At 38.4% G+C, this 25,148-nt stretch carries 21 protein-coding genes, 2 pseudogenes and 1 riboswitch; of the genes and pseudogenes, 14 read left to right on the plus strand and 9 right to left on the minus strand.

Going from position 1 to position 25,148, the window contains the following annotated elements:
• Positions 1-6 precede the first annotated feature (6 nt).
• The 8 genes and pseudogenes from GYM71_RS00820 (at position 7) to GYM71_RS00850 (ending at position 9,095) form a co-directional block, all read left to right on the plus strand.
• Positions 7-804: an MBL fold metallo-hydrolase gene (locus GYM71_RS00820; RefSeq protein ID WP_220220547.1), complete on the plus strand. Its 798-nt coding sequence runs from the start codon at positions 7-9 to the stop codon at positions 802-804.
• A 57-nt stretch (positions 805-861) separates the two neighbouring features.
• Entirely contained in the window at positions 862-2,073 is a 1,212-nt protein-coding gene (locus tag GYM71_RS00825) for a S1C family serine protease (RefSeq protein WP_103752744.1), read from the plus strand.
• A gap of 491 nt (positions 2,074-2,564) precedes the next feature.
• On the plus strand, positions 2,565-3,044 hold the full coding sequence (gene rlmH / locus GYM71_RS00830; RefSeq protein ID WP_220220548.1) for a 23S rRNA (pseudouridine(1915)-N(3))-methyltransferase RlmH: 480 nt from the start codon (positions 2,565-2,567) through the stop codon (positions 3,042-3,044).
• 88 nt (positions 3,045-3,132) lie between these two features.
• Positions 3,133-4,113 carry a LacI family DNA-binding transcriptional regulator gene (locus GYM71_RS00835; protein ID WP_220220549.1) on the plus strand — a complete coding sequence of 327 codons (981 nt, stop codon included), beginning with the start codon at positions 3,133-3,135 and terminating at the stop codon, positions 4,111-4,113.
• A gap of 118 nt (positions 4,114-4,231) precedes the next feature.
• Positions 4,232-5,644, plus strand: coding sequence for a family 43 glycosylhydrolase (locus GYM71_RS00840; protein WP_220220550.1), 1,413 nt, complete (start codon positions 4,232-4,234; stop codon positions 5,642-5,644).
• 14 nt (positions 5,645-5,658) lie between these two features.
• Positions 5,659-7,077 (plus strand): annotated as a pseudogene (locus GYM71_RS00845) (PTS transporter subunit EIIC); the annotation flags it as partial.
• 57 nt (positions 7,078-7,134) lie between these two features.
• Positions 7,135-7,566 (plus strand): annotated as a pseudogene (locus tag GYM71_RS10440) (PTS sugar transporter subunit IIA); the annotation flags it as partial.
• Between the two features lie 119 nt (positions 7,567-7,685).
• Positions 7,686-9,095: a glycoside hydrolase family 32 protein gene (locus GYM71_RS00850; protein WP_220220552.1), complete on the plus strand. Its 1,410-nt coding sequence runs from the start codon at positions 7,686-7,688 to the stop codon at positions 9,093-9,095.
• Positions 9,096-9,149: 54 nt separating this feature from the next.
• Here the strand turns inward: GYM71_RS00850 and GYM71_RS00855 are convergent, their stop codons facing one another.
• Together GYM71_RS00855 and GYM71_RS00860 are read right to left on the minus strand one after the other, a co-directional pair.
• Complete coding sequence (locus GYM71_RS00855; RefSeq protein ID WP_220220553.1) at positions 9,150-9,803, minus strand: energy-coupling factor transporter transmembrane component T family protein; 654 nt, start codon at positions 9,801-9,803, stop codon at positions 9,150-9,152.
• Between the two features lie 8 nt (positions 9,804-9,811).
• On the minus strand, positions 9,812-11,167 hold the full coding sequence (locus tag GYM71_RS00860) for an ATP-binding cassette domain-containing protein (protein ID WP_244986833.1): 1,356 nt from the start codon (positions 11,165-11,167) through the stop codon (positions 9,812-9,814).
• 49 nt (positions 11,168-11,216) lie between these two features.
• A riboswitch (TPP riboswitch) is annotated at positions 11,217-11,307 on the minus strand.
• 167 nt (positions 11,308-11,474) lie between these two features.
• On the opposite strand from GYM71_RS00860, the gene GYM71_RS00865 reads away from it, so the two are divergent.
• Positions 11,475-12,413: an AraC family transcriptional regulator gene (locus GYM71_RS00865; RefSeq protein ID WP_220220555.1), complete on the plus strand. Its 939-nt coding sequence runs from the start codon at positions 11,475-11,477 to the stop codon at positions 12,411-12,413.
• A 57-nt stretch (positions 12,414-12,470) separates the two neighbouring features.
• Here the strand turns inward: GYM71_RS00865 and htpX are convergent, their stop codons facing one another.
• The 3 genes from htpX to GYM71_RS00880 form a co-directional block, all read right to left on the minus strand.
• A complete protein-coding gene (gene htpX / locus GYM71_RS00870) occupies positions 12,471-13,367 on the minus strand; it encodes a zinc metalloprotease HtpX (protein ID WP_220220556.1) in 897 nt (298 codons plus the stop codon).
• A 16-nt stretch (positions 13,368-13,383) separates the two neighbouring features.
• On the minus strand, positions 13,384-13,953 hold the full coding sequence (locus GYM71_RS00875; protein ID WP_103752750.1) for a LemA family protein: 570 nt from the start codon (positions 13,951-13,953) through the stop codon (positions 13,384-13,386).
• A 107-nt stretch (positions 13,954-14,060) separates the two neighbouring features.
• Positions 14,061-15,161 carry an SLC13 family permease gene (locus tag GYM71_RS00880; protein ID WP_220220557.1) on the minus strand — a complete coding sequence of 367 codons (1,101 nt, stop codon included), beginning with the start codon at positions 15,159-15,161 and terminating at the stop codon, positions 14,061-14,063.
• 211 nt (positions 15,162-15,372) lie between these two features.
• Between GYM71_RS00880 and GYM71_RS00885 the strand changes: the two genes are divergently transcribed.
• The 3 genes from GYM71_RS00885 (at position 15,373) to GYM71_RS00895 (ending at position 17,122) form a co-directional block, all read left to right on the plus strand.
• Positions 15,373-15,744: an iron-sulfur cluster biosynthesis family protein gene (locus GYM71_RS00885; RefSeq protein ID WP_103752752.1), complete on the plus strand. Its 372-nt coding sequence runs from the start codon at positions 15,373-15,375 to the stop codon at positions 15,742-15,744.
• A 201-nt stretch (positions 15,745-15,945) separates the two neighbouring features.
• Entirely contained in the window at positions 15,946-16,086 is a 141-nt protein-coding gene (locus GYM71_RS00890; protein WP_090094091.1) for a hypothetical protein, read from the plus strand.
• 115 nt (positions 16,087-16,201) lie between these two features.
• Entirely contained in the window at positions 16,202-17,122 is a 921-nt protein-coding gene (locus tag GYM71_RS00895) for an HNH endonuclease (RefSeq protein WP_220220558.1), read from the plus strand.
• Between the two features lie 525 nt (positions 17,123-17,647).
• Here the strand turns inward: GYM71_RS00895 and GYM71_RS10395 are convergent.
• The 4 genes from GYM71_RS10395 to GYM71_RS00910 form a co-directional block, all read right to left on the minus strand.
• On the minus strand, positions 17,648-17,776 hold the full coding sequence (locus tag GYM71_RS10395) for a hypothetical protein (protein WP_258566308.1): 129 nt from the start codon (positions 17,774-17,776) through the stop codon (positions 17,648-17,650).
• A 246-nt stretch (positions 17,777-18,022) separates the two neighbouring features.
• Complete coding sequence (locus GYM71_RS00900) at positions 18,023-18,391, minus strand: hypothetical protein (RefSeq protein ID WP_220220559.1); 369 nt, start codon at positions 18,389-18,391, stop codon at positions 18,023-18,025.
• 21 nt (positions 18,392-18,412) lie between these two features.
• Positions 18,413-18,700 carry a hypothetical protein gene (locus tag GYM71_RS00905; RefSeq protein WP_220220560.1) on the minus strand — a complete coding sequence of 96 codons (288 nt, stop codon included), beginning with the start codon at positions 18,698-18,700 and terminating at the stop codon, positions 18,413-18,415.
• Between the two features lie 383 nt (positions 18,701-19,083).
• On the minus strand, positions 19,084-20,622 hold the full coding sequence (locus tag GYM71_RS00910) for an SLAP domain-containing protein (protein WP_220220561.1): 1,539 nt from the start codon (positions 20,620-20,622) through the stop codon (positions 19,084-19,086).
• A 197-nt stretch (positions 20,623-20,819) separates the two neighbouring features.
• On the opposite strand from GYM71_RS00910, the gene GYM71_RS00915 reads away from it, so the two are divergent.
• Positions 20,820-22,661, plus strand: a complete 1,842-nt coding sequence (locus GYM71_RS00915) for a BspA family leucine-rich repeat surface protein (RefSeq protein ID WP_220220562.1) — start codon at positions 20,820-20,822, stop codon at positions 22,659-22,661.
• A gap of 323 nt (positions 22,662-22,984) precedes the next feature.
• Positions 22,985-25,114, plus strand: a complete 2,130-nt coding sequence (locus GYM71_RS00920) for a BspA family leucine-rich repeat surface protein (protein ID WP_220220563.1) — start codon at positions 22,985-22,987, stop codon at positions 25,112-25,114.
• Positions 25,115-25,148 lie beyond the last annotated feature (34 nt).

Here is a 25,148-nt window from a genome sequence, read left to right on the forward strand (position 1 = left end):
ATTGGTGTGCGGGTTTCTGTTTTAGCTAGTGGATCGACTGGTAATACCAGTTTGATTGAAACTGGCCAGCATAAAATCCTGATGGATGCTGGCTTATCTGGTAAGAAAATCAAAACGTTATTAGGAGAAGTAGGAGTTGATATTAACGACATTGATATGGCCTTTTTAAGCCATGATCATTCTGATCACAGTAAAGGACTTGGGGTATTAATGCGCCGCTATCCGAGAATTGCGGCATTTGCCAACAGTGGAACATGGGAATATTTAAGTGAGTCGCACAAAATTGGTCAAATTCCCGTCCAGCAAATGAATATTATTGAACCCGGACAAACGAAGACTTTTGGTGATCTTGACGTAACTGCTTTTGCCACTAGCCATGATGCTGCCGAACCGCAGTATTACGTCTTTTCTAGTGCTGGCAAAAGGATGGCCTTTTTGACGGATACAGGTTATGTATCGCAAAAAGTCAAAGCGGTAATTGAAGATGCCGATGCTTATATGATGGAATTTAATTATGATGATATGATGCTCCGTAATGGTCCGTATTCATGGTCTTTAAAACAGCGAATTTTGTCTGATGTCGGCCACTTATCCAATGATGATGCGGGGCAAGCACTACTTGATGTGGTTTCTAATAAAACAAAACATATTTTTTTAGCACACCGCAGTCAGCACAATAATACAGCTAAGTTGGCCTACGATGCCGCTAAGCAAATCCTAGTCAATGGCGATGCTAATTTACCAAGTGATGTTAAAATTATGTTAACGGATCCAGACGAGCCGACTAATTTAGAACAAATTTAAAAAAATAAGCACATGTTTTTCAGTATACTAAACAAAGATATGTAAAGGAGATTACAAATGGACAATCGAAATTCTGGACGCAAGCAAAATGGTCTGGTTAAAACTGCCATTGTTGGTGTTGTCGCAGGTTTAATTGGGGGCGGCGCTTCCTATGTTGCCCTGGATCAAATTAACAATGCAAATCTGAATAATAATGCACAGACGACTATTAGTTCTAATAGTGCAAAAACATCAAAAAATAGTGCAAAAACTAGTGGTGTAATGACGCCGGCATATAATGACGTGAAGGGTGCTGTTGTTTCCGTTATTAATTTGAAACGACAATCAAGTAGTAGCAGCAATTCGATCTTTGATATTTTCGGTGATGACAAAGATGATAATGCTAGAGGCAAAGGCCGGCTGCAAACATACAGTGAAGGCTCAGGTGTTATCTACATGAAGTCAAATAACAAAGGCTACATTGTTACTAATAATCACGTTGTTTCTGGCAGTGATAAAGTTCAGGTTATGTTGTCAAACGGTAAAACCGTGAACGCTAGAATTGTCGGAACCGATGCTACGACTGACTTAGCTGTTTTAGCAATTGATGGGCAATACGTAACGCAAACGGCTGAATTTGGCGATTCCAAGAGTCTGCAAGCAGGGCAAACAGTTATTGCGGTTGGCTCACCATTAGGAAGCGAATATGCATCCACAGTCACTCAGGGGATTATTTCGGCACCAGCGCGTAGTATTACCTCTTCATCGGCTAACCAGCAAACAGTTATTCAGACTGATGCCGCAATCAATCCGGGTAATTCCGGTGGGGCACTGGTTAACTCCGCTGGTCAGGTTATTGGAATCAACTCAATGAAACTATCGCAATCAAGTGATGGGACTTCCGTTGAAGGAATGGGCTTTGCTATTCCGTCTAATGAGGTTGTGAACATTGTTAACCAACTGGTAAAGAAGGGTAAAATTGTCCGGCCGCAGCTTGGAATCAAAGTAATTGCACTGCAAGGAATTCCTTCAAGCTACCGTAAACACCTCAATATTAAGTCCAACTTGAAGAGCGGCATTTACATTGCGGGTGTGAATAAAAATAGTGCGGCAGCTAATGCAGGAGTTAAAGTTGGCGATGTAATAATAAAAGTTGACAATAAGGTTATTACAGATGTTGCATCGTTACACACCATTTTGTATAATCATAAAATCGGTGATACGGTGACTTTAACGGTTAACCGCGGTGGAAAAGAAATTAATTTACATGCAAAACTTGAAGCAAATTAATCTGGATAATATTCATTAATTGAAGATAAAAAAGGCTATACTTGGCGATTTTAGCTACAAGTATGGCCTTTTTGTTAATAAAAATGATGAGAAACATTAAATAGTTCGTCTTTTCTGTCTGTCAAGAAAAAAAGACTTGCTTTTTTCTTGTTGATAACTGTGGAAAACTTTGTGGATTGTGCATAAAGTGGGGTAAAGTGCTTTCGTTTTATTGTGGAAAACCTGTGACTTGTGTGTAAATACTAGTAAAAAGTTGATAATTCAAACAATTGTTCAAAGCGTCAAATCAGTGTTTTACGGGTAAAGTTTGTGAATGTTAACTGTGAAAAGTGTACATGTGGGTAATTTCAGCGGGTTTTTTAAAAATATTTTTTACAAACACAAATTATCCGCCTGTTTACAAAAATGACCACAAAATGTAGTTTTTGCTTGTGCACAACTGTGGAAAAACAAGGTGGAAACAATGAGAATTAGGGGATAAAATAGAAAACATGAATATCAAAATCGTCTGTGTAGGTAAGTTAAAAGAAAAATATTTTAAAGATGCGATTGCCGAGTATCAAAAGCGGCTCAGTCGTTTTGCTAAAGTTGAGTTAGTGCAAGTACCTGATGAAAAAGCACCAGAAAAACTCAGTGCTGCTGAACAAGAAAAGGTTAAAGAACTTGAAGGTCAGCGTATTCTTAATAAAATAAAGGACAAGGAATATGTTTATGTCACTGCAATTAAAGGCAAAGAAAGAACTAGTGAAGCATTTGCACAGGAATTAAAGGATTTGGCTACTTACGGCCACTCTGACGTAACTTTTGTCATTGGTGGCAGTCTTGGTACAAGCCAGGCTGTGAATAAGCGTGCGGATGAATTATTGAGCTTTGGAAAGCTAACAATGCCCCATCAACTAATGCGAGTGGTTCTAATTGAACAAATTTACCGCTGCTTTATGATTAATAGTGGCAGCCCATACCATAAATAAGACAAATTGGGGCCAAAAAGCTAATTTTTCAGGCTCAGTAATTTGTCGAAAAAAAGAAGTCAAAATTTAAATTAAGATAGGTTTTAGTATGAAAAAAGTCGGAATTCGTGAAGTCGCGCAGGAGGCTAATGTTTCTACTGCAACAGTATCCCGGGTCTTAAATAATCGGGGATATATTAGCCAAGAAACGCGGGATAAGGTGCAGGCGGCAATGAAAAAGCTGGAATATTATCCCAATGACTTAGCAAGAGCCTTATATAAGAAAAGAACATATACGGTTGGCCTAATTTTTCCCTCAAATGTGCATCCGTTTCAGGCGGAATTGATTCAGGACATTGAATATTTACTGTCAAATCAGGGGTATAAAGTTTTATTGTGCAATAGTCTAAATAATCCGGAAAAAGAAATTGCCTACTTAACGATGCTCAAAAAGAATCAAGTAGACGGTATTATTGTTGGTACGCATAATAAGCATATTGATGGCTATAAGAACACGAAATTGCCGGTAATAGCAATTGACCGTGATTTAGGAAAGAATACGGCAACGGTGTCCTGTGATAATTATGCTGGTGGTCAAATGGCCGTCCAATTGCTAATTGACCGTGGCTGTAAACAAATACTTGATATCCGGGGGGATAGTTCGATTAAGTTACCAGCAAACGAGCGAACAGTGGCTTACCGGGATTTAATGAAAAAATACAGCCTAGAGTCGCATGTTTTGGAGGTACCGTTTGTGTTAGCGGCAGACCAAAAACGGCAAATTATTGAGGATTATTTAGGTAGCCACCCCCAAATTGACGGTATTTTTGCTGGAGACGATTTATTGGCTTCATTGGCTATTTTTTACTTGGAAACACACCATAAAAAAGTTCCTGACGATGTTAAAGTTATTGGTTTTGATGGGGCAAAAGAGACGCTCTTATATAATCCGCGCTTGACGACAATTAGGCAGCCGATTGAACAAATTGCACGGACTGCTACTGAAAAGCTGATAAATGAAATAAAAGGTCAAAAAGAAACAGATCAATTAAAACTACCAGTAACCTTATTTACTGGGCATACAGTCTAACTAGCAACGAGCAGAAAGTGCCGTTGCTTTTTTTAGTAATTTTATGTAACCGGTTGACATATGTAACGGGTTGCACTATATTACAAGAGAATGAAAGTGCTAACAAGGAGATAGATTGATGGAGAAAAAAGCAACTAATAAACATGAAATATATTATCAGCCTAAGGATGTGTGGGTTGGCGATATTATGCCTTACGCCAAAGACGGGAAATTTTATATTTACCACCAACGTGATGAACGAATAAATGGCCCGATTACGGATCCTTTCGGGTGGTCGCTGGCAACAACAACGGATTTTGTTCATTATCAAGATTTTGGTGAAGTGCTTAAAAGAGGTAGTGATCAGGACTGGGACCAATTTATTTATGCTGGATCGGTTTTTGAGGCCAAGGGAACAATTCACGCCTTTTATACCGGCTACAATAAGGAATTTTTGAAAGCAAATAAACCGTCACAGATTTTATTACATGCGACAAGTAACGATTTTGTTCATTGGACTAAGTCAGCTAACGCTTTACAACTGAAACCGCAGCCGGGTTATGACGATCGCAATTGGCGCGATCCTGCCGTGATTTGGGACGAAGAAAACCAAGAGTACCTGTTAATCTTGGGTGCACGCAAAGGTCAGGACAAGCACCGGCTAACGGGACGGCTAGTTAAATATACTTCACCTGATTTAACTAATTGGCAATTTAAGGGCGATTTTTGGGCCCCTAATTTATACACCATGTTTGAAATGCCGCAGCTATTTAAGATGGGTGATTGGTGGTACTTAATTTATTCCGAATACAGCGTTAAAAATAAGGTCTTTTACCGCATGAGCAAGTCTTTGTCCGGTCCTTGGCTTAAGCCCAAAGATGAGGCCTTTGATGGACGGGCATATTACGCTGCGAGAACAGCTTTTGACGGCAAGCGCCGAGTTTTGTTTGGCTGGGTACCAACTAAAAAAGCAAACAATGATATGAATAATTATGAATGGGGCGGTACGTTTGTCCCGCAAGAAATTTATCAGCGTTCGGACAATACGTTGGGCGTGCGACCAATTGAAGAAATTTGTACGGCCTTTTCTTCACGTAAGAAGCTTGGGAATCAAGAACTAACAGCAGTTGATACGTTGAAAAAGCAAGTTTTAATTCATAATACCGGTGAGCATTTCTACTTTCACAGTACGATTAACTTTGATGAAACGGTTAGTGATTTTTCAATTCGGCTGTATCAAAATCCTGCAACTGATGAATCTTACGAATTTAGGTTTAACTTGGATGAAGGGCAATTAACGCTTGACAAGAATCCATGCTATCGCTGGTACCAGATGATGGATAAGGGCCTTAACCGGCCAATCAAGCTCAAAGCTAACCATGATTATGATCTGAAGCTAATTGTGGATGATAATATCTTGACTATCTATCTTGACGGGGTGGCATTAAACGCACGCGTTTATCATAAATTCGGTCGAGAATTGGCGGTAACGGTCACTAATGGCCGGCTCAAGCTGCGACAAAGTGAATTTTCAAATGACTATCAAAAATAAAAAGGAGAAGACTAATGGCAGATTATGACAAGATTGCCCGCGAGGTCCTAAAAGATGTTGGTGGCGCCGATAATGTTGTTAGTGCAACGCATTGTGTTACTCGTTTGCGTCTTATTTTGAAGGACATTAATCTAGCAGATCAAGACGCACTAAATAATATTGAGGGAACAAAAGGCGTTATCTATAATAGCGGTCAATTGCAAATAGTTTTTGGCCCTGGTGCTGTGGAAAATGCTTATGACGCGTTTGTTAAAGTTTCCGGTGCCAAACAGGTATCTGTTGATCAAATTAAGGACGAAGGGGCGCAAAATAAAAATAAATTTCAACAGGCTTTTAAGGTCTTTGGTGATATCTTTATCCCAATAATTCCGGCTTTTATCGGGGCAGCAATGATCTTAGGCTTGCGCTCATTACTGGCAACTCCAGGGATGTTCGGCATGACCAAATCGCTGGCCGAGCAGAGCGTCTATGTTGGTGATTTTTGCAAGTTTCTAAACGTAATTGCGACAACCTTCAAGATCTTACCGGTCTTAGTAATGTATTCGGCAACCAAGCGGTTTGGCGGCAACCCAATTTTGGGTATTCTAGTTGGATTTGTAATGATATCGCCAGATTTGGCTGATCGTAACGCTTTTGTCTTAGGAAAAGTTCATCCAGAATACTGGAACCTGTTCGGATTGAAAATTGCGGCGGTTGGCTTTCAAGGTGGTGTCTTTGCCGCAATTTTAACGGCATGGTTCCAAGCCAAGGTCGAAAAGCTGGCTAAAAAGTATGTTCCAGAAATGATTTCATATATTTTGGTGCCAATGATCACACTGCTTGCAGCTAACTTGTCACTCTTTTTGCTCTTTGGCCCGCTCGGCTTATGGATTGGTGATGTCCTTGGCGGCGTTATCAACTTCCTTTACATGAAGATGAGTGCTTTTGGTGCCTTTGTCTTTGCGGCAGGCTTGCAGCCATTAGTAGTTACCGGTACACACCAAGCAATTCAGGGAATTGAAGCTAATCTGATTGTTCAAACCGGTTTTGATTATATTCAACCTATTTGGTCTGTTTCAATTATTGCCCAAGGTGGTGGCTGTATTGGAATGTACCTGATTTTAAAGCAAAAATCTAAGGACCGCGATATTGCGATTTCCAGTTTTATTCCAACCCTAGTCGGAATAACAGAGCCCGCCATTTTTGCTGTTAACTTAAAATATAGTATTGTGCCGTTTGTTTGCTCCTTTATCGGAGCCGGTTTTGGCGGCGTCTACATGAAACTGTTCAATGTTAAGGGATTAGCACAAGGCCTGACCGTTCTTCCGGGCTTAACCGTTGCTCGGCCAATTGGCCCATATATTATTGGGAATTTGATTGCCTTTATTTTGCCAATCTTCTTTATCCTAATTTGGAATAAGTTTAGGCCAATCTTGCCGGAAAATAAGCGCCGGGTTAACCATAAGGAAAGTGAAATTCTTGTACCTACTGATGACAATTCGGTCTTAGCACCTGTTGATGGTGAATATTTACCACTGACGCAGGTTAATGATAAAACTTTCTCGCAAAAACTCGTTGGTGATGGCTTTGCTATTGAACCGGTCACAGGGGATGTTTTTGCCCCGGTTAGTGGTAAAGTGATCTCTGTTTTTCCAACTAAGCATGCTATTACGCTTGAAAGTGAAAACGGGGTTCAGATTTTGCTACATATGGGAATTGATACCGTGGATTTAGGAGGCAAGGGCTTCACCGTTTTAGTTAAAGACGGGCAAGATATTGCAGCGGGTGATCCGCTAGCCAAAATGGACTTGCAGGCAATTAAAGATGCGGGTAAACAAACGACCGTACTGGTCTTATTCCCAGACTATCAGAAGGGCTTTAATGTGAAAAACACGGCAACCGAGGTAAGCCACGGGAACTTGATGATTGAATTAAACAAATAATTCTTAAGCAAAAAGAGGACAGTTTTTCTGCGCCTCTTTTGTATTGTTTGTATCACATGAAAAAGTCTGTTTTAATGACAGTGATTAAGATATTCCGCTAGATTAGAAAGGAATTTGCAATGGCTGAAGCTGTTAAAGTTACCAATGAGCGCTATCGCCTCAAGTATCATGTTTCTACGCCGGGGGGATGGATGAATGACCCGAATGGCTTTTCGTTTTTTAAAGGCTATTACCACCTTTTTTACCAGTATTATCCCTATTCCGCACAAAAAGGGCCGATGCACTGGGGACATTATCGCAGTCGCGATTTAGTGCACTGGGAAGAGTTACCAATTGCTCTAGCACCAGATGACGAGCAAAATGTTTGTTTTTCAGGTAGCGCGATTGAGAAAGATGGTCGGCTGTATTTGATTTATACAGGGCACCAATATCATGACCTTAATGATCATACGCAGTTTACTGAAACGCAAAATATTGCATATAGCGATGATGGCATTCACTTTAAAAAAGATGCTCATAATCCAATCATTGCTGCTGCTCCAGCTGATAATACGCAGCATTTCCGTGATCCGAAGGTATGGCGCCAAGGCAAGTACTATTACATGATTTTAGGCAGTCAGGCGGCAAATGGCTTAGGACGGGCGTTAACTTACCGCTCTGAAAATTTATTCGACTGGGAATATTTGGGACCAATTGCTAACGCACAAACTAGTGCGCAAGAGGGCTTTATGTGGGAGTGCCCCGATTTATTTACACTAGGAGACCACGACATTTTATTGTGTTCGCCGCAAGGCATCGAACCCGATGGTTTACGCTTTTTAAACGAGTTTCAAACAGGCTATTTTAGTGGCAAAATGGATTATCAGCAGAACAAATTTACTCACGGGGCGTTTACAGAATTAGACCATGGACATGATTTTTATGCAGCCCAAACAATGCTTGCCCCAGATCATCGGCGGATTTTAATTGGCTGGATGGATATGTGGAATGCCAGCTTCCCGGAACAAGCCGACGGCTGGTCGGGTGCGCTGACAGTTCCGCGGGAATTAAGTTATGCTTCTGGTCATTTGTATATGAAGCCGATTGCTGAATTAATGAGTTTGCGAACTGAAAAAATTATGGCTGAAGAGGGAGTGGTAACATCCCTTGAGGTCACGACGCCGGATCCGCAGCATTGTGAACTGCTTTTTGAAGCCAATACGTCATCTTGGTCGGGTAATGAAATTAGTTTTACGCTCGAGAGCAAACAGCAAGATTTGGTTTCATTAACTTGGAATAAAAAAACTGGGCAAGTAACGGTTATCCGCGCTGATAAACCTGATGGGGATGATAAACGCTATGGTAATCTCCAGACTAGCGCAAGCTTAAAACTGCATATCTTCATTGATACGAGTTCGATTGAGTTCTTCTTAAATGATGGTGAACTGGTCTTTTCAGAGCGTTATTATACCGAGAATCAACCGCAAATCTTCTTTAGCACTGATAAAGGAATTAAGGCAAAAGTCGAAGGTTATACTTTGGCACAATAAACTCTAGCTAAAAAGAGCAGCAGTGGTGGTTAAAACATCACTGCCGCTCTTTTATTATTTTAATGTAAATAAGGCAACGTTAGTGGCTAATAAAAGACCAGCGGCCCATAACCAATCGCTGCGTTTAACGGGAACAGCCACGATGACCGAGCGCTTGGCATCTTCGCGAAAGCCGTGCGATTCCATTCCCTGTGCCAAGTTTTCGGCCGAGTTAAGCGCGACTAGGATAGCCTTAAAATAGAGAACGGGAGACCAAAAACTAAGATAAACGCCACGCATCATTGCCGCTGTGCGAATTTGTTTAACGGCAGTTTGCATGCGTGGAATAATGTTGAGTGCTGCTAGGACCCCGTATGCGAATTTGCTAGGTAAATGAAAATTCTGTTCAAATGAACGCGCCAATTCTTCGGCACTAGTTTTTTGGGCGACACAGCATATTGTCAGCGTATAGACGTAGATTCTGCTAGAAAGACTTAAAGCGTTGGTTAAATTGGGCTGAGGTGCAAACCAGTAGAGTGTGGCAAACACGGTAAAGGCCGCAATTAACGGCACGGTAAAAGTTAACAGGAGATTTTTAACTTTCATGTGGCAGTAAAGTAAATAGCACGTGCAAAAGCCGATAATTAGCACATTGGTAATTAGACTGGTTTTAAAAGATATTTCAACCGAAATAATTAAAGCGACAATGAATTTAAAACTGGGATTCATAACAAGCCTCACTCGTCTACGTATGTTAATTGTTGCTGGTCAAATACAAGGTGGTAATCGCACCAATCTGCCAAATTAGTTAGTTCATGGCTGATAATTAGAAGTGTCTGCCCTCTTTTTTCCTGGCTTTCGCGCAACAGACCCATTACTTTTTGTGCCGATTCGTGATCTAAGCCGCTTAAGGGCTCATCAATTAATAAAACGTCTTGATCAGCAATTAGCATTAATAAAATTTGTAATTTCTTTTGTTGACCGCCCGAAAGTGAGTAGACGACTTGGTCTAGTGTCTGGTCAAGATCAAGGTCTTTCACCTCTTTCGCGATTTTTTGATCGGAATAAAAGTTGCTAGTGCGCATTTTTTTACTGAGGTTAAGTTCATCTTCAACGGAAACGTTAATAAATTGATCACTTGCACTTTGAAATATCTGCCCGACTTGACGCAAATATTTTCGCATGCGCAAGTTGCGAATTTCTTTTTGGCGGTAAGTCAAACTACCAGTGTATGTGAGCATCTTGGTTAGCGCATTGAAAAGCGATGTTTTCCCCACACCATTAGGGCCAGTGATTAGGGTGGCTTTGCCTGCCACAATCTTTAAGTGCTCCTGTTTTAGCAGTAACCGGTTCTGCTTAATTAAGGTATTAGTAAGTTCAAAGCAGCTTGTTTCATTAGTTGGTAGGGCAAAAGAATAATGCTCGTGGTGGTCATTTTGCTGAAGAAGCTGCTTTTTTTCGGCAGTGCTTAAGGCAGTAACCTGGTGACCGGTAAATTTAAACAAACAGTCACAAATACCCTCATAATCGGCTAGAACATGGTCGCTTAGAATAATTGTTTTTCCTAAGTCACGAAGATGAGCCAACTTTTTAATTAAAAATTGGCGGGCAGCAGGGTCGCAACTTGCAAAAGGCTCATCAAGCAGAAAAAGATCGACATCCATTGCAATTAAAACAGCAAGAGCTACTCGTTGCTGCTCACCGCCAGACATAGTATTGATTTTTTGATCAAGCAGCTGGTCGATCTGGGTAAAAGAAGTTGCTTTTTGCAATCGTTTTGAGTAGTGCTCACGGTCGATTTTCAGGTTTTCAAGTGCAAAAATGATCTCTTCACGTGGTGTTGCCATTGTGAATTGCTCGCCAGCATTTTGAAACATCATTGCACTCTTAAGCCCATTAAGATCGACAGTTCCACTAACTTTACCAGCATATTTAGGATAAAGGCCAGCTAAAATTTTTAATAGCGTCGATTTACCGCAACCTGTTGGCCCGATTAATAAGGAAAATTTGCCCGTCGGGATATTAAGATTAACATCTTGCAAAATAGGCTTTTTTTCATCATATGAAAAAGTAAGGTTTTTAGTTTTCAGCAATTTTTTAACCAATCTAAAAAAGTCGCTATGGCATAAAAGCCAGGCGACGTTAAAATTCAGTGCTTTTCCCTTCGCTGGCATTATCCATAGCAGGTTCAGTGGGTATATTCTCAGCCAAGATGGCACCCCAATATTTCAGGTCAATTATACATAAAAGCAATTTTCTTGTCTAGTTGCGGCAAATTAGGCGCCGTTAATAGCACTTAAGGCTCAACTTCTATCACAGATGTTAAAAACATATAAATAGCGGCGCTTTTTGCTATATAATAAAATTATGAAAATAAATTACTAATTAGAAGGTGACATCATGGCAGCAGTTAAGCTAGAACAATATTTGGTAAGTGTATTGGATTCAACTAATGCGGATACGAATGAAGTCCGGCTAAAGCCCGGAAACAAGGCCTTTAACCTGTTTAGGGTTTACCTTGAAAATCATAATACGGGCATTCACCGGTACCAAACCAGCAATCCCACAATTTTGTACGAAGCTGAAGGCATGGCAAAAACTAAAATTAACGGACAAAACTTAACTTTAAAAGCGGGTAATTTGCTGTTTTTGCAAGAAAAATGTGGCTATGAGGTCGAAAAACAAGGGAAAAATGATCTTTTGGTCAAATTAGAATTTAGTTCAAAGGTTAATTGCGCGGATTTTCTGGGAGAAAAAACAACGCTCAATTCACGTGAACAAAAAGTAGCCGAACAGCTTGTTCAGATTCTCAAGACTAAGAGACTATTAAGTTTGCGCTGCTCACAAATGTCGCGCCCGAGTCAGTTAATGAAAAAAGTTATTGATGAATATTTAAACCACAATCTTTTTACGCGCAGTATTATTGCAGCCGAATTGCGAATACTTGTGATTACGGCAATTAGAAATCAAGACCTGGAAACAGCGCCAGCTAATCAACATAAGTTTGCGCAAACGGCGTTAGAGCGTTACATTGATGCAAACTATACTGATATTACTTTAAATAAAACAGCAGAACACTTTGGACTCAACCCGAATTACTTTTCCAGTTTAGTTAAGCAAAAAACTGGTAAGAGCTTTGTTGAACATGTTGATGAACGCCGGATGCAGGAGGCACGCAATTTGCTTGCTCGGCCTGACATTTCGGTTAAAGAAATCATCGCGCGGGTCGGTTATAACGGTAAATCATTCTTTTACAAAAAGTTTAATGAATATTACCATGAAACGCCGGTACAAATGCGTGCGGAACTGTTTAGACAAGCCAATATCAATTTAAAGTAAGAGCAATATTTTTATCAAAAAAGGAGCGGACTATTTTGCAGAGCGCTCCTTTTTAAGTTACATTTTTTCTAAACGTTTAATTCGGTCACTTGTAGGCGGGTGACTGTCGAATAAGTGGGTAAGACCATGTCGTTTACGTAGCGGATCTTCGATATACATGCCAGCACTACTTGGATCAGCAGCTTTCATGGGGTCAGAACCGTCAATTTTTGTCAAAGCAGAAATCAAACCGTGAGGATTACGGGTCAACTCAACTGAAGAAGCATCTGCTAAATATTCACGGTTGCGTGATAAAGCCATTTGAGCAAGACTGGCACAAATAGGTCCTAAAATAAGTACAAAAATGATCGCCACGATTTTGAAAATAACGACAATAGTATTGCCATTATCGTTGTCACTGTCGCGATCATCATCAATCCACCAAATATAGCGACTGGCAATACCTGATAAATATGAAATGACACCAACCAGTACGGCTGCAATAGTGGAAACCAAGATATCATAATTTCTAATATGTGAGATTTCGTGACCTAAAACGCCCTCAAGTTCCTCGCGATTCATCATGTCAAGTAAGCCCTGGGTGACAGCAACCGCAGAATGGTTTGGATCCCGTCCGGTTGCAAAAGCATTAGGACTAGGATCATTGATAATAAAAACGCGTGGCATTGGTACTTTGCCGACTAGCGCCATATCTTGAACAACGTGCCATAAAACGGGGTTGTCTTGTTCATGAATTTCTTGGGCATGATTTAGACTCATAACCATATTAGCGGGATTAGGCAAGACAATTAACATGTAAATCGCACTAAAAATAAGCGCAATAATTACCCCTAATAAAGGTCGATTGCCCCAGATAAAACCTAATCCGGCACCAACTAAGGCGAGAATAATGACAAATAAAATCAAGATGCCAGTAGTTTTGCGTTTGTTGCTGGCAATTTGTTGAAATAACATAAAATTGACCTATTGCTTAAAATTTAACTTTAGGTACTTCTTTTTCAGCTTCACTCGTTTGTAAGTAATCAACTTTGCGGAATCCGTGGATATTAGCAACGATATTGGAAGGAAAAGTTAACAACTTTTGATCGTAAAGAGCTGCAGATGAATTGTAAAGTTGCCGTGAATAAGCAATTTTATTTTCAGTGTTGGTTAATTCTTCCTGCAGTTGAGCAAAGTTCTGGTTAGCTTTTAAATCAGGATAATTTTCCGATAAAGCAAAGATTGATCTCAAAGTATCAGAAATTTGGTTAGAAACCTTTAGCGTTTGGGCATGATCATCACTTGGAATAGCAGTCAACTGGTTCCGCAATTGAACAACTCTTTCCAGAGTTTCACTTTCATGCTTGGCATAGCCCTTAGTAGTTTCAACTAAATTAGGAATCAAATCATTGCGCCGTTTTAATTGCACATCAATCTGGCTCCAAGATTCGTCAGTGTAAACTTTAGCTTTTTGTAAGCCGTTATAGATTGCAATATAAATTGCGATGAGCAGGATAACAATAATTGCAATAATTATTATTAACCAAGTTGAATTTGACATAATTTTTCCTCCTTATGTTTATTCAATTATAACTGATAAAGTTAAACTTGAGTATTAAAAAAAGCTTTAGCAGCATTTGCAGGTAAAGCTTTAATAATTATTAAGTTTTATAGTAGTATCAATGCCCAGCCAATTAGTGTCAAGATGATTAAACCGGCGTATTGCATTAATAGCCATTTTTTGAAAAATTCACTGCGGGAAACAGTTGCATTTTGAGTAAAAGTTTTTAAAACAAGCATATTGGCCATAGAACCAATTGGTGAACCGAAGCCACCGATATTTGATCCCAAAAAGAGGGCTTTGGCAAATGTAGTAAACTTGCCGACTAAAATAGTTGCTGGAACGTTGCTAATGATTTGACTAGAGATAATAGAAGTAAAGTAGGTAGATGTCTCAGAGTTAACCATGGTGTGAATCAGGGTAACAATCATTGGGATCTGCTGGATATCGCTAATAAAGATAAAGAAGCAAGTAAAGGTTAGCAGCAAGGCGTAGTCGATTTTTAACAAAATGCGCGGATTAATTATTAAAGCTAAGATAGCTGCTACAATCATTGGGATTGCAACGTTAATAACTTTGAAAACACCCAAAAAGAATAAAGCAAAAACTGCGGTAGTAATCACAGTTGGGCGTACGCTGATATTAATCTGTTTGATATCCTGAACGGGAATTTTTTTCTGTGGGATAAAGTGAAAAATGATGAAAGTAATCGCGACAGCTGCAAGCAAGTATGGCAGTGACCATGAGAAAAATTCTAGTGCAGTGACGGAATATTTGCTAACAAGAAAAATGTTATGTGGGTTACCCCACGGAGTAAATGCGGCTCCGATGTTGGCTCCCATTCCGATTAAGGTAACTGGTAGAATTTGCGGTAAATCGCATCTTTTAGCAATGTTTAAGTACAAGGGAATTAATGTAAGCGCTGTTATGTCATTACCCAAAAACATCCCAGAAATGATCGCCAGTAGCGTAAACAGGATATTGAGCTTGCGCATGTTATCGGCAATACTAGTTAATTTGTAAGCTAGTACATCGAGAACATGCAGGTAAGCATAAATTTGAATAATAATTAACATCGCGGCGACAGAAAAGATTGTGTGTAAGTTAATATCCGCCGGCCGAGGTCTAGCAAAGAAAAGACTGATTACCGTCACCACAACGGTAATTTGCAGAATTTTATCACTAAAGATCTTTTTTAAGACGGTCATAAAATGTCCCCTTTCACAAGTTACAATCATCTATAGTTGCTATATCCATTTTGAGCTTTTTTTCCTGTATACGCAATATAAATATTTGGATAGAAAAAAAACCATAAAATAAATAGCGGATAAAAGGGGCCAATAAACATAACTTTTGACTTCTGAACTTGTTCCACCCTATACTTGAGGAAACAGGCATTGATTAGGAGGAATTTTTATTATGAGTAATTCAGAAACAGTTAATGTTAATATTAAATCTGCTGCTGCAGATAAAGTAAAAAACCAAGTTGAAGACGGTCAAATTGTTTTGCTATCTTTGAATGATGGTTCAAACAAATACTCAGATGTTGGCGGTTCTTGTGCTGCTGGCTCACGTTTCCAATTTGTAATTTTGGATAAACAGGATCCTGATTTCTCAATTGAAGTTGAAAACAATGCTGGTCTTAAGATTTACACTAGTCCTGCTGAAATGCAATATCTTGGCAATGACCTAGTTGTTGATGTGAAAAATGCAGCAATGAGCTTGTCAGATGATAGTGGTGTTATTGACGGCGCAATGACAATAAATGAATACAAGCCATCAGATCAATAAATAGTTTATAATAATTTTAGTTAAAAGATTTGGGAAGACATTCTTGGTGGATTGTCTTCTTTCTTTTTAATCAAAAATATTTATACTTGTTTTGCAAAAATAGACTTAAAACAGGAACGTCTTAAGCCAACCCTTGCCTCATTATGTCTGACGTGTTAAACTGAATAAGATTTTCGAAAATCTGAAAGGAAGTATAGTACTATGCGTAAAGGTGAAAATTACAACACTGGTTGTGAACCAAACCAAAGACCTAAGAACAAGAAAAACGGTAAAAAGCGCGTTGCTCACGTAGCAGCAGTTGTTGCTTTCTTGAACAAGGCCAAAGCAGACGAAAACAAATAATCTGCTAGTAAAGAATTAAAAAGACAGATCATGTAAGTGATCCGTCTTTTTTTATTATCTAAATTTGAGTAAAATTAACATAAACATGAGTTAAGGGCAAAAGGAGCTGTTTTAAGTGAAATTTCAGTGCAGTGCATGCGGATTACGGATAAATTCCAGACATTTTAAACAAGAAGGACTAGTTAATCCGCAATTAACCAGTATTTGCGATCTCTGTATTCAACGTGGAGAACAACCAGCCGATTTTGCCAATGTTGCCGTTAATATTTTTGCGCAGGGCTTACTCTATACTTTTATTGGCCTAAGCGATGACAATGTTCAATCTGCACCTTTTTTCGTTACTAAAAAAGAAAACCGCAAACGCTACGAAGCTTTTATCCAAGATTATGATGGCAACGACTTAGCTCAGCAGCAATTGCCACGACCAGACTTTAATCAAGCCGTAATTGACAGTGAGAAAGGCAGCCTTGAGTTTGTTCCTAGTATGGAACTAACTTTTGCCGAAAACTTGCAAAAACTTGGTCTAAAAGTTGATTTTAAACTAAATGAAGTTGATTACATTGATCGTGAGCGTATTCGGGCTAAGTATCATTATCGCTGTCAATACTGCGGTCGGCGTGGTCGCAGTGTCGATCATAAGGACCCAGTATCGTTATCGCATAATAACGATTTTGACAACTTAATCTTATCTTGCCAAGAATGCAATCGCATTAAATCCAACATGCCCTATGAATTGTTTGTTCAGTTAAATGATCAAATTCCTAAAATTAACCAAAAATTGGTTAAGTATGAAAATGCGCTGGCCACGCTTAAAGGCGAGTTCGACCAAAAGCGCCGTGAGTTAGCAGCTACTATGCACCTCAAGGGTGTGGTTAATGATCCGGAACTAAATCAAATGCGTAAACAAAATAAAAAATTACAAGACGCAATTGATAGTCTGGAAAGCGATTATAAGGACTTGCGTTCTTTGCGTGAGCAGCACTTTATGACAGGCTGGAAATTAATGCTTGAGAATAAAAAAGAAGATATTATTTAAATTTGCTTGCGGATTAAGAATCCACCGTGGTTGCTATTTTTGTTTTTTTACAAGCTACTTTTTCTTGCCTTTTTGCATCTTTATTTTGTGCAAAGAGGTGAGCAATTCAAAGGCGCGATCTTGGCTAGGTGTGTTTTCAACAACAATTGATTGAGCAATGTGATTGATGTCAGCTTCTTGCTGCGCCTAGATCATTTCTTCATTACTAGGATAACTTATTACCTCAAAGTGACAAACTCAACGCCTGTGATTAGTAAAGTTGATTAAACACACAGAATTAATTAAAAGAGCCTGGGGAAAAAGCTTTTGGTATTCTTCGTACTTCTGGTACGCGACTGATAGTCGTGCCTAATTTGATGGAGCAGCTTTTTAAGCACCATCACTTTTGTTTCTGCTTAGAACCGCCTGAGATTGCTTTCGGTTTACGTTCAATCAGATGGCTAAATCGGTCCACTTCTACTGTCGTTTTTTCAGCCAGTCTGTTTAGCCCCTGATTGTTTTCTTCACTTCTTCCACTAGTTCCTGTTAGAGTGCTAATGTTTTATCCTGCAGTTTAGCTTGGAAACGGTCACGGTCAACGGCCTTCCGCCAAAAAAGAATACTTGTTGGCCTCAGTTTCAAACTTGGTGCCATCAATAAAAAGGGCATGTTCATAAATCAGGCACTCTTCCTGGAGCAAGTGATTAAAGTAAAGAAAACACTTAATTTTTCACTACGCAAATAAACAATTAAGCTATTTGTTTAACTATCAAGTTAATAAATATACTTGAAAAGCAGAAAAAAGCCATACCAAATATGATTTGTTACGGCTTTTATTAATCTTTCTGTTAAACTTTTTCGGCTTAAACGAGCATAACTTTCATCAGGAATCTATTCCCAAATTATCACCTTTTTTGCCGCCTACTTTATCGCAGTAGTTTGCTGAACAACTATTATCTTTTCTTTTAGTTTAGGGTAGTACAAATATGATTTCTTGTTTGTAATTATAATTGCACCATTAGCACCATTTTTAGGTTCCAATACATATGCATTATCACTGGATTTTTTATAAATTCCGTGATCGAACTCCTTACCCTGAAAATAGAGTCGATAGCCATTTGCTCGCTTTACCGCGAAACCAATGTTTACGTTATCTGACAGAGCTGTATTATTAGAAAAAGCTCCAATAATACTCGGTGGATTTTTCGTTGCATCAAACAGAAAAAATAGCGTAATTACAAGTAACAAGCCAAGGATATAAGTACTGATTTTATAATAATTTTTTTTCATATTCTCTTCAATTAAACTGCTTTAACGCCGCTGATTTGGCTTATAGACATATTTGTTCAAATCTTCTTTGCAGTCATTGATAGTAAAGCCATATTCATATTCGTGGACGCCGTCAAAACTTTCTCTCTTATCAACATTAAAATATGCACCTATAGCGCCAAGTATATTTACCATATCCAGAAAGCCGTCAAAAGAATAGACTGCTATATACAATGCGCCATTTATTGACTTTTCACATTTGTACTCATATAGATCTTTAATGCCCTGTTTTAAAAGCAAAATTAGGTTATCTCGATTGACCTCATCCATTCTTAGTCAGCTCTTTCTATTTGAAATGCAGCAGTAAGCTAAAAAACAACAGCGGACGTTGATAAATGTTTAGAAGAAGTAGAACTACATATCCGTGACTGCCTACGTTAGGAATAGTGATATTATTAGTGCAAGTTACATTGAGGGTTTCAAAAGCCGCTCTTGCCACCTTAATAATTTTCATAATCTTACCACTATAATTTGAATAAAGATAGGAGAAATACGTTTAATTTCTATGGGAAACAAAAAATCAATAGTTTTTGCTATTGATTTCTTAACTATGCTAGTTGCTTTTAAAAGCCACGCAATTGCACTGTGATCATAATGCACACTTTCTTGTCACAGCACTAGCACTATTAATATTTTGATTTTCAATAAATCAATTAGTCACCAAGTGGATAAGACATTGTAGTGAGTTGCGTGATTGCTGTTTTAAGATACCAAACAGCTTCCTTTACTTCGGCAACAGTTACTTTATCAGATTTTTGAATAAGAATAGCGTTTGTTAATGCACTGTCATAGTTTGCTTTTAAGTTTGTGTATGCACTATTTATTTTTCTATCTTTTTCTTGATCGATTAGTTTAGCCAGTTCCTGTTTATCAGTTTCTGAGGCAGTTTTTTGATCACTTTCAGCCTGAGCAGCGGTATTTATTGGGTTTAATTTAATACCGCTAATATATTTGACATCACTTGCCTTGATAAAGTTGTTGCCATAATTTAATTTTTGCTTTTCAACAGGGTGAGCGGGACTAGAATTTGTTGTCGCTGAATTATTAGCATCGATAACGCTGGAATTTTCATAATTTAGGCAGTGATAAAATAACTCGGCCTTCTTTTCCTCGGGTATCCAAAGATACATTAGACCATCAACCGTGAGGTCCCTGTACTTTTGCTTTTTAATGCTTTTACCGATTGATTTGCCAGTAGTATCGTAAAGCTGGACGGTGTCACCAGAAAGTGGCTGAACAAAGGTGTAAGTTAAATCTTCATAATTTACGATTGGCAAGTTTACCTTTAAAGAAACATTATTTTGATCAATATATTCATCTGGATGGTCGTGTAGTCTAAAAATATATCCTTCAAAACCATCATTGGCATATGGAATCACAGCTAGATCAACTTTGATTTTCTGACCCTTTTTAAGAGTACGTTTAATAGAAGAATAGTTGACTGTAGTTGTTGATGACTTAGTTAACACTGTTGCGGTGGCAACGCCGTTATACCGTTGCGCATGACCATCAATATAGCCGACATTAGCAGCTTTAATATAGTGACCTTGACCCAATGAATAAAAGTTTTTACCTTTTATTTTGGCTGTTGGCAAGTATTCAATTTTTAAATGTCGTGCGGAATCATCTTCATAAAAAAAGTATGTTGGAGCTTCAGTTGCAGATTTAATTTTGCCTTGGTAGCTCACAATATCTTTTTTAAATAGTTTTTTGCCTGTGGCATGACCATTTTTGTTATAAACAAACGAATTGTGATTTAAAATCAGTTTGTTTTTCTTTGTGTTTTTGCCATTTTGATTTATAACGACGGCTGCATCAAGATAATAGTTGTTGGCAAGCTGATAATAAGTACGACCATTAATTTTCTTAGTGCCATAATAAGGATAGGTACCATAATTTTCTCCAGTATCCCTCACGCTGTTAACATCTGTCATGGCAAAGCCTTTTTTGTCGACCCTAAAGTCTGCAGGTATCAAATAGGCCTTTGAAGTTGGGTCTTGCTTAATTTTGATTTTATTACCAAATTGGTTATAAACGTAGTCATCTTCTAGCAGTTGAACTGTTCCTTTTGCTTTTTTAACGCTCTTCTTAGCAGCCAAAACTGGTTGTACTTGAGCTAAAACTGTCGATAATGGAGTGATTGCTAATACTGTTGCTGTTAGCCCAATTCTAATCTTTTTTGTTAATTTCATTTTTAACCTCGTAAATGATCTTAAACCTCATAATCAAATCTATTATAGATCACTTTTTTATAACTATATATATAAATCTGAGTTCAACATAAAGCTATTTAAAAAATCGGTCTTTTTTCTTCTTGTAAATTTCATCTTTTAACCAATTTAACCAGCAAGCCGGTCTATAATGAAGGTATGAGAAGAGAGGTTATGTTATGAAATCGAATAGCATGAATAAATTGAAAAAAAGCAAAATTGCAGTTACTGCACTCTTGCTCTGCTTGCTGTGCCTGACTGGCTTCACGGCGACGACTAAAGCCGATACGCCAGCTGGCACGTCACTAAGTAATGAAACTAATTCTTCAGCCGATAGTGGTTTATGGACGGGTAAAGACGGTGACTGTGATTGGAAATTTGACCTAGTCACCAAAACGCTCACAATTAGTGCCCCCGCAAAAACAAGTCAGCTGTCAAGTACGCCTTTTAAAAAGGAATTTAACTGGTCTGACATTATTGAGCACATTGTCTTTGAAACCCCGGTTAGTCTGGCTTCTGATTCAAGTTCAAAATTTGCAGATTTAAGAAGTCTGCAAGATATTAAGGGCTTAAACCAGGTGGATACCAGTGAGGTAACTAGCATGGTACGGCTTTTTGCTGATGACCCGAATTTGACTAGTCTTGATGTCAGTCATTTTGACACTGGCAAAGTGACCGATATGAGTGGTATGTTTGAAGATTCTAAAGTTAAGCAGCTTGATTTGAAGAATTTTAATACCACCAAGGTTACTGATATGTCAAAAATGTTCTATTCTACTGCAATAGAACAGCTCGACTTGAGTAATTTTGATACAAGTAGTGTTACCAATATGGCAAGCATGTTTAGTTATACGAAGTTGGCCCAGCTTGATCTGAAAAACTTTAATACTAAAAAGGTTACCGATATGAACGGCATGTTTAGAAATAATAGCTTTGCTAGTCTAGATGTAAGCAATTTTGATACACGCAACGTAACCAAGATGAATGGTATGTTTGAAGAACTAAAAAATGTGACTAACCTTGATTTAAGTAATTTCGATACCAAAAATGTCACTACTATGAGCTATATGTTTGCTAATTCAAAAGCTTTAACTAAGGTAAACACTGCCGGCTGGGATACGAGCAGCTTAAAAGATACTTCGAATATGTTTTACAATGCAATCGCTCTGACAGATTTTGATTTAGGTAATTTGAATACCCGTAGTGTAAAAGATATGTCTTACATGTTTTCGGGGTTTACACATCTAGACCAAGTAGACCTAAGTAAGCTTGATACTGGCAGCGTAATCTATATGGTGGGAATGTTTGAAAATATTAAAGAAGTTAAAAAGATTGATGTTAGTCACTTTGATGTCCGAAAAGTAATACGTACTTTTAATATGTTCAAGGGTGATACCACTCTAGAGGAAGTTAACTTAAAAGGATGGAATTCAAAGAACCTAAAAGATATGGGAGGCATGTTTAGAAACGACAAAAGTTTAGTTAACGTTGATCTAAGATCATTAAATACTAAAAGCGTTAAAAGCATGAATGATATGTTTAGAAACGATGCAAAACTGCAGAAAGTTGACCTGCGCGGGTGGAATACGCGAAAGACTGTAGCTACTGCTAGAATGTTTATGAACTGTCCTGAGCTTACTTATGTTAATCTACACGGCTGGCACATGGCTGAATTAGAAGATTCAACTCTAATGTTTTACAATGACCACAAACTTGCTCTTGTTGATTTGAGTCATTTTAATATTCATAATAGCCAAATATTGAAACAAGCTGGTAATCCAGAGGGCTTTGCCGTTAAGCTGGGCCATTACCGTCTGCGCAAGAGCTCTGGCGTTGGTCATGGTTTTAAGCATATTCAGGCAGTTGGTAAGGGCACTGTTAGAAAGCCAAAAGGTAAAAAATATACTGAAAAGCGACTGCTTAAACTTTATAATCATTCAGCCAAAAAGAGTCCAATGGGAGTTTACGTAATGTATAACGGTAAAAAGCCATATTTTCCTAAAGGATTATCAATTAAATAATTTTGTAAAACAAAAACAGGATTAGTTCATGTTAGTGCATGAATCAATCCTGTTTTTTTAATGCCCTTAATCTTTTTGCGGAAAATTCATTGAAGTCAGTTGGATCTTGGTTGTCTTGAGGTACCACATGGCTTCTTTCACCTCGCAAATCATTACTTTACTTAGTATTATAGCTCAAATGCTAAGCTTTTAATATAACATCTGAAGACCCTGCTATCTGTAAAAAGATAAAAAATCGTAATAAAATATGCTGACTTATTATCTGGTGCCGATTTAAGCGCGAAAACAGCTTATAATAAAAATAAGAGAAAAGAGGTCATGAAATGAAACAGCATTTGTTTACAAAAAATAAAAAGATAACTGCAAGAATCGTTGCAATACTTAGTTTATCCTGCTTAATCAGTGCAGTAGCACTCACTGTTCAACCTACCACCAAAGTTTTGGCTGATACAAGGGATACTATGAACAATTTGGGCTACTGGACAGGTAAGGACGGCGACTGTGAATGGAGCTATGATGTTGGTACTTGGACATTAACCATCAGTGCAACTAAAGAGGGTAATAGTATGTCGTCCCAACCGCTTTATCAAGCACTCGCCTGGCATCAAAATATTAGACACATTGTCTTTAGCTCGCCGGTGAAGCTTCCAGCTAATTCAAGCAAAAAATTTCTTGGGCTAAGTAGCTTGGAAGATTTCAGGGGATTGGATTTAGTTGATACAAGCGACGTAACCAATATGTCAGAGTTGTTCATGGGGGATGGTGCGTTGACTGGGCTAGACTTAAGTCATTTTAATACTAGTAGTGTGACTAACATGAGTAGAATGTTTTCGCAAACTAATCTGGCAAAACTTGACCTTCACGGGTTTAAAACTGAAAACGTGACTAATATGAGCGGCATGTTTTTAGGTGCAAAAATTACCAACCTAGACTTAGCAGGCTTAAACACCCAAAAAGTAACTAACATGTCTGACATGTTCAGCAATTTGGATACCGAAAGGCTAAACCTGTCCAAGTTAACTACCAAAAATGTGACCACAATGAGCGGTATGTTCAGGGCATGCAAGGCTAAACAAATTGATTTCTCAAACTTTGACACTAGCAACGTGACTGACATGAGTCACATGTTTGCTTCTTGTAAAGCAGAAAAGCTTGACTTGTCGAGCTTCAATACTGGTAAAGTAACCAATATGAGTGACATGCTTAGTGGAGTTGATACCGATAATCTGGATTTAAGTGGCCTGAACACGAGCAGTGTCACTAATATGAGTGAGATGTTTTCAGGTAGCAAGGTAAAACAGTTGAACCTGTCTCATTTTAATACTAGCAAAGTGACTGATATGGCTAGTATGTTTAAAGGGTTAAATACTGCCAGTTTAGACTTAAGCAGTTTTAACACTAAGAATGTTACCAATATGGCTTCTATGTTTGCAGGAAGTGGATTAAAAGATCTGGATTTGTCTAACTTTGATACCAGTAAAGTGACCGCAATGAACGGTATGTTTAGCAAAATGGGCATAACCAGTTTAGATTTGGGTAATTTGAATACGAGCAGTGTCACCAACATGAGTGAAATGTTTTCAGATGATGCTGCGTTAACAAAACTGAATTTAAGCGGCTTTGATACTAAAAATGTGACTAATATGAGCCGAATGTTTAATGGTTGCCAAGGCCTGCTTGATTTTGACATTGGCCATTTTGATACCAGCAAAGTAACATCTTTTGCCGGCATGTTTGCGAATCTACCACAGATTAACAGTTTGGATCTTAGTCATTTTAAGACCAAGAGAGTAACTGACATGAGTAGTATGTTTTCAGGGGATACGGCTCTAACGGATCTGAATTTAATGGGATGGAATACCAATCAGGTCGGGAATATGAGCCAAATGTTTAGCAATACAGGCTTGGTAAAAATTGATTTGAGTCACTTTAAAACCAAGCGTTTAACTAATGTCTTCGGCATGTTCAAAGGTGCTGCTAATTTGAAAACGGTCGATCTGCATAAGTGGAACACACGAAAAGTCAGGCATTTAGATGAAATGTTTATGAACTGTCCAAAGCTGGTTAATGTTAATTTTCACGGCTGGCGTTTATTGAATTCAATTTCTTTTGGTGCAATTCGCATGTTTGCCGGTGATTATCAACTTGCTAGCGTTGATTTGAGCGGTTTTAACAAAAATAATAGTCGAATATTGCAAAATGCTGGCAATCCAAAAGGTCTAGCTGTCAAACTGGGGCATTATCGTTTAGCTAGAGATTCAGGCATTGGACATGGCTATAAACATATTCGTGCTGTTGGCAAAGGGACTATCCTAGCTCCTAAAGGTAAAAAGTATACTGAAAAACAATTGCTAAAACTGTATAGTCGTTCTGCTAAAAAGTGTCCTAAAGAGACCTACGTAATGTATAACGGCAAAAAGCCGGTCATACCAAAATGGCTTAAAATCAAATAACTTTACAAAAAATAAAACAGGATTAGTCCTCATT

The organism is Lactobacillus panisapium (genome assembly GCF_019469265.1).
GTDB classification, from domain to species: domain Bacteria; phylum Bacillota; class Bacilli; order Lactobacillales; family Lactobacillaceae; genus Lactobacillus; species Lactobacillus panisapium.

Bases quoted from the DNA above. Each gene is read 5' to 3' on its own strand.
- GYM71_RS00825 (WP_103752744.1), top strand. From the start codon at position 862: ATGGACAATCGAAATTCTGGACGCAAGCAAAATGGTCTGGTTAAAACT.
- rlmH (WP_220220548.1), top strand. From the start codon at position 2,565: ATGAATATCAAAATCGTCTGTGTAGGTAAGTTAAAAGAAAAATATTTT.
- GYM71_RS00835 (WP_220220549.1), top strand. From the start codon at position 3,133: ATGAAAAAAGTCGGAATTCGTGAAGTCGCGCAGGAGGCTAATGTTTCT.
- GYM71_RS00840 (WP_220220550.1), top strand. From the start codon at position 4,232: ATGGAGAAAAAAGCAACTAATAAACATGAAATATATTATCAGCCTAAG.
- GYM71_RS00850 (WP_220220552.1), top strand. From the start codon at position 7,686: ATGGCTGAAGCTGTTAAAGTTACCAATGAGCGCTATCGCCTCAAGTAT.
- GYM71_RS00855 (WP_220220553.1), bottom strand. From the start codon at position 9,803: ATGAATCCCAGTTTTAAATTCATTGTCGCTTTAATTATTTCGGTTGAA.
- GYM71_RS00865 (WP_220220555.1), top strand. From the start codon at position 11,475: ATGGCAGCAGTTAAGCTAGAACAATATTTGGTAAGTGTATTGGATTCA.
- htpX (WP_220220556.1), bottom strand. From the start codon at position 13,367: ATGTTATTTCAACAAATTGCCAGCAACAAACGCAAAACTACTGGCATC.
- GYM71_RS00875 (WP_103752750.1), bottom strand. From the start codon at position 13,953: ATGTCAAATTCAACTTGGTTAATAATAATTATTGCAATTATTGTTATC.
- GYM71_RS00880 (WP_220220557.1), bottom strand. From the start codon at position 15,161: ATGACCGTCTTAAAAAAGATCTTTAGTGATAAAATTCTGCAAATTACC.
- GYM71_RS00885 (WP_103752752.1), top strand. From the start codon at position 15,373: ATGAGTAATTCAGAAACAGTTAATGTTAATATTAAATCTGCTGCTGCA.
- GYM71_RS00890 (WP_090094091.1), top strand. From the start codon at position 15,946: ATGCGTAAAGGTGAAAATTACAACACTGGTTGTGAACCAAACCAAAGA.
- GYM71_RS10395 (WP_258566308.1), bottom strand. From the start codon at position 17,776: ATGAACATGCCCTTTTTATTGATGGCACCAAGTTTGAAACTGAGGCCA.
- GYM71_RS00900 (WP_220220559.1), bottom strand. From the start codon at position 18,391: ATGAAAAAAAATTATTATAAAATCAGTACTTATATCCTTGGCTTGTTA.
- GYM71_RS00905 (WP_220220560.1), bottom strand. From the start codon at position 18,700: ATGGATGAGGTCAATCGAGATAACCTAATTTTGCTTTTAAAACAGGGC.
- GYM71_RS00910 (WP_220220561.1), bottom strand. From the start codon at position 20,622: ATGAAATTAACAAAAAAGATTAGAATTGGGCTAACAGCAACAGTATTA.
- GYM71_RS00915 (WP_220220562.1), top strand. From the start codon at position 20,820: ATGAAATCGAATAGCATGAATAAATTGAAAAAAAGCAAAATTGCAGTT.
- GYM71_RS00920 (WP_220220563.1), top strand. From the start codon at position 22,985: ATGAAACAGCATTTGTTTACAAAAAATAAAAAGATAACTGCAAGAATC.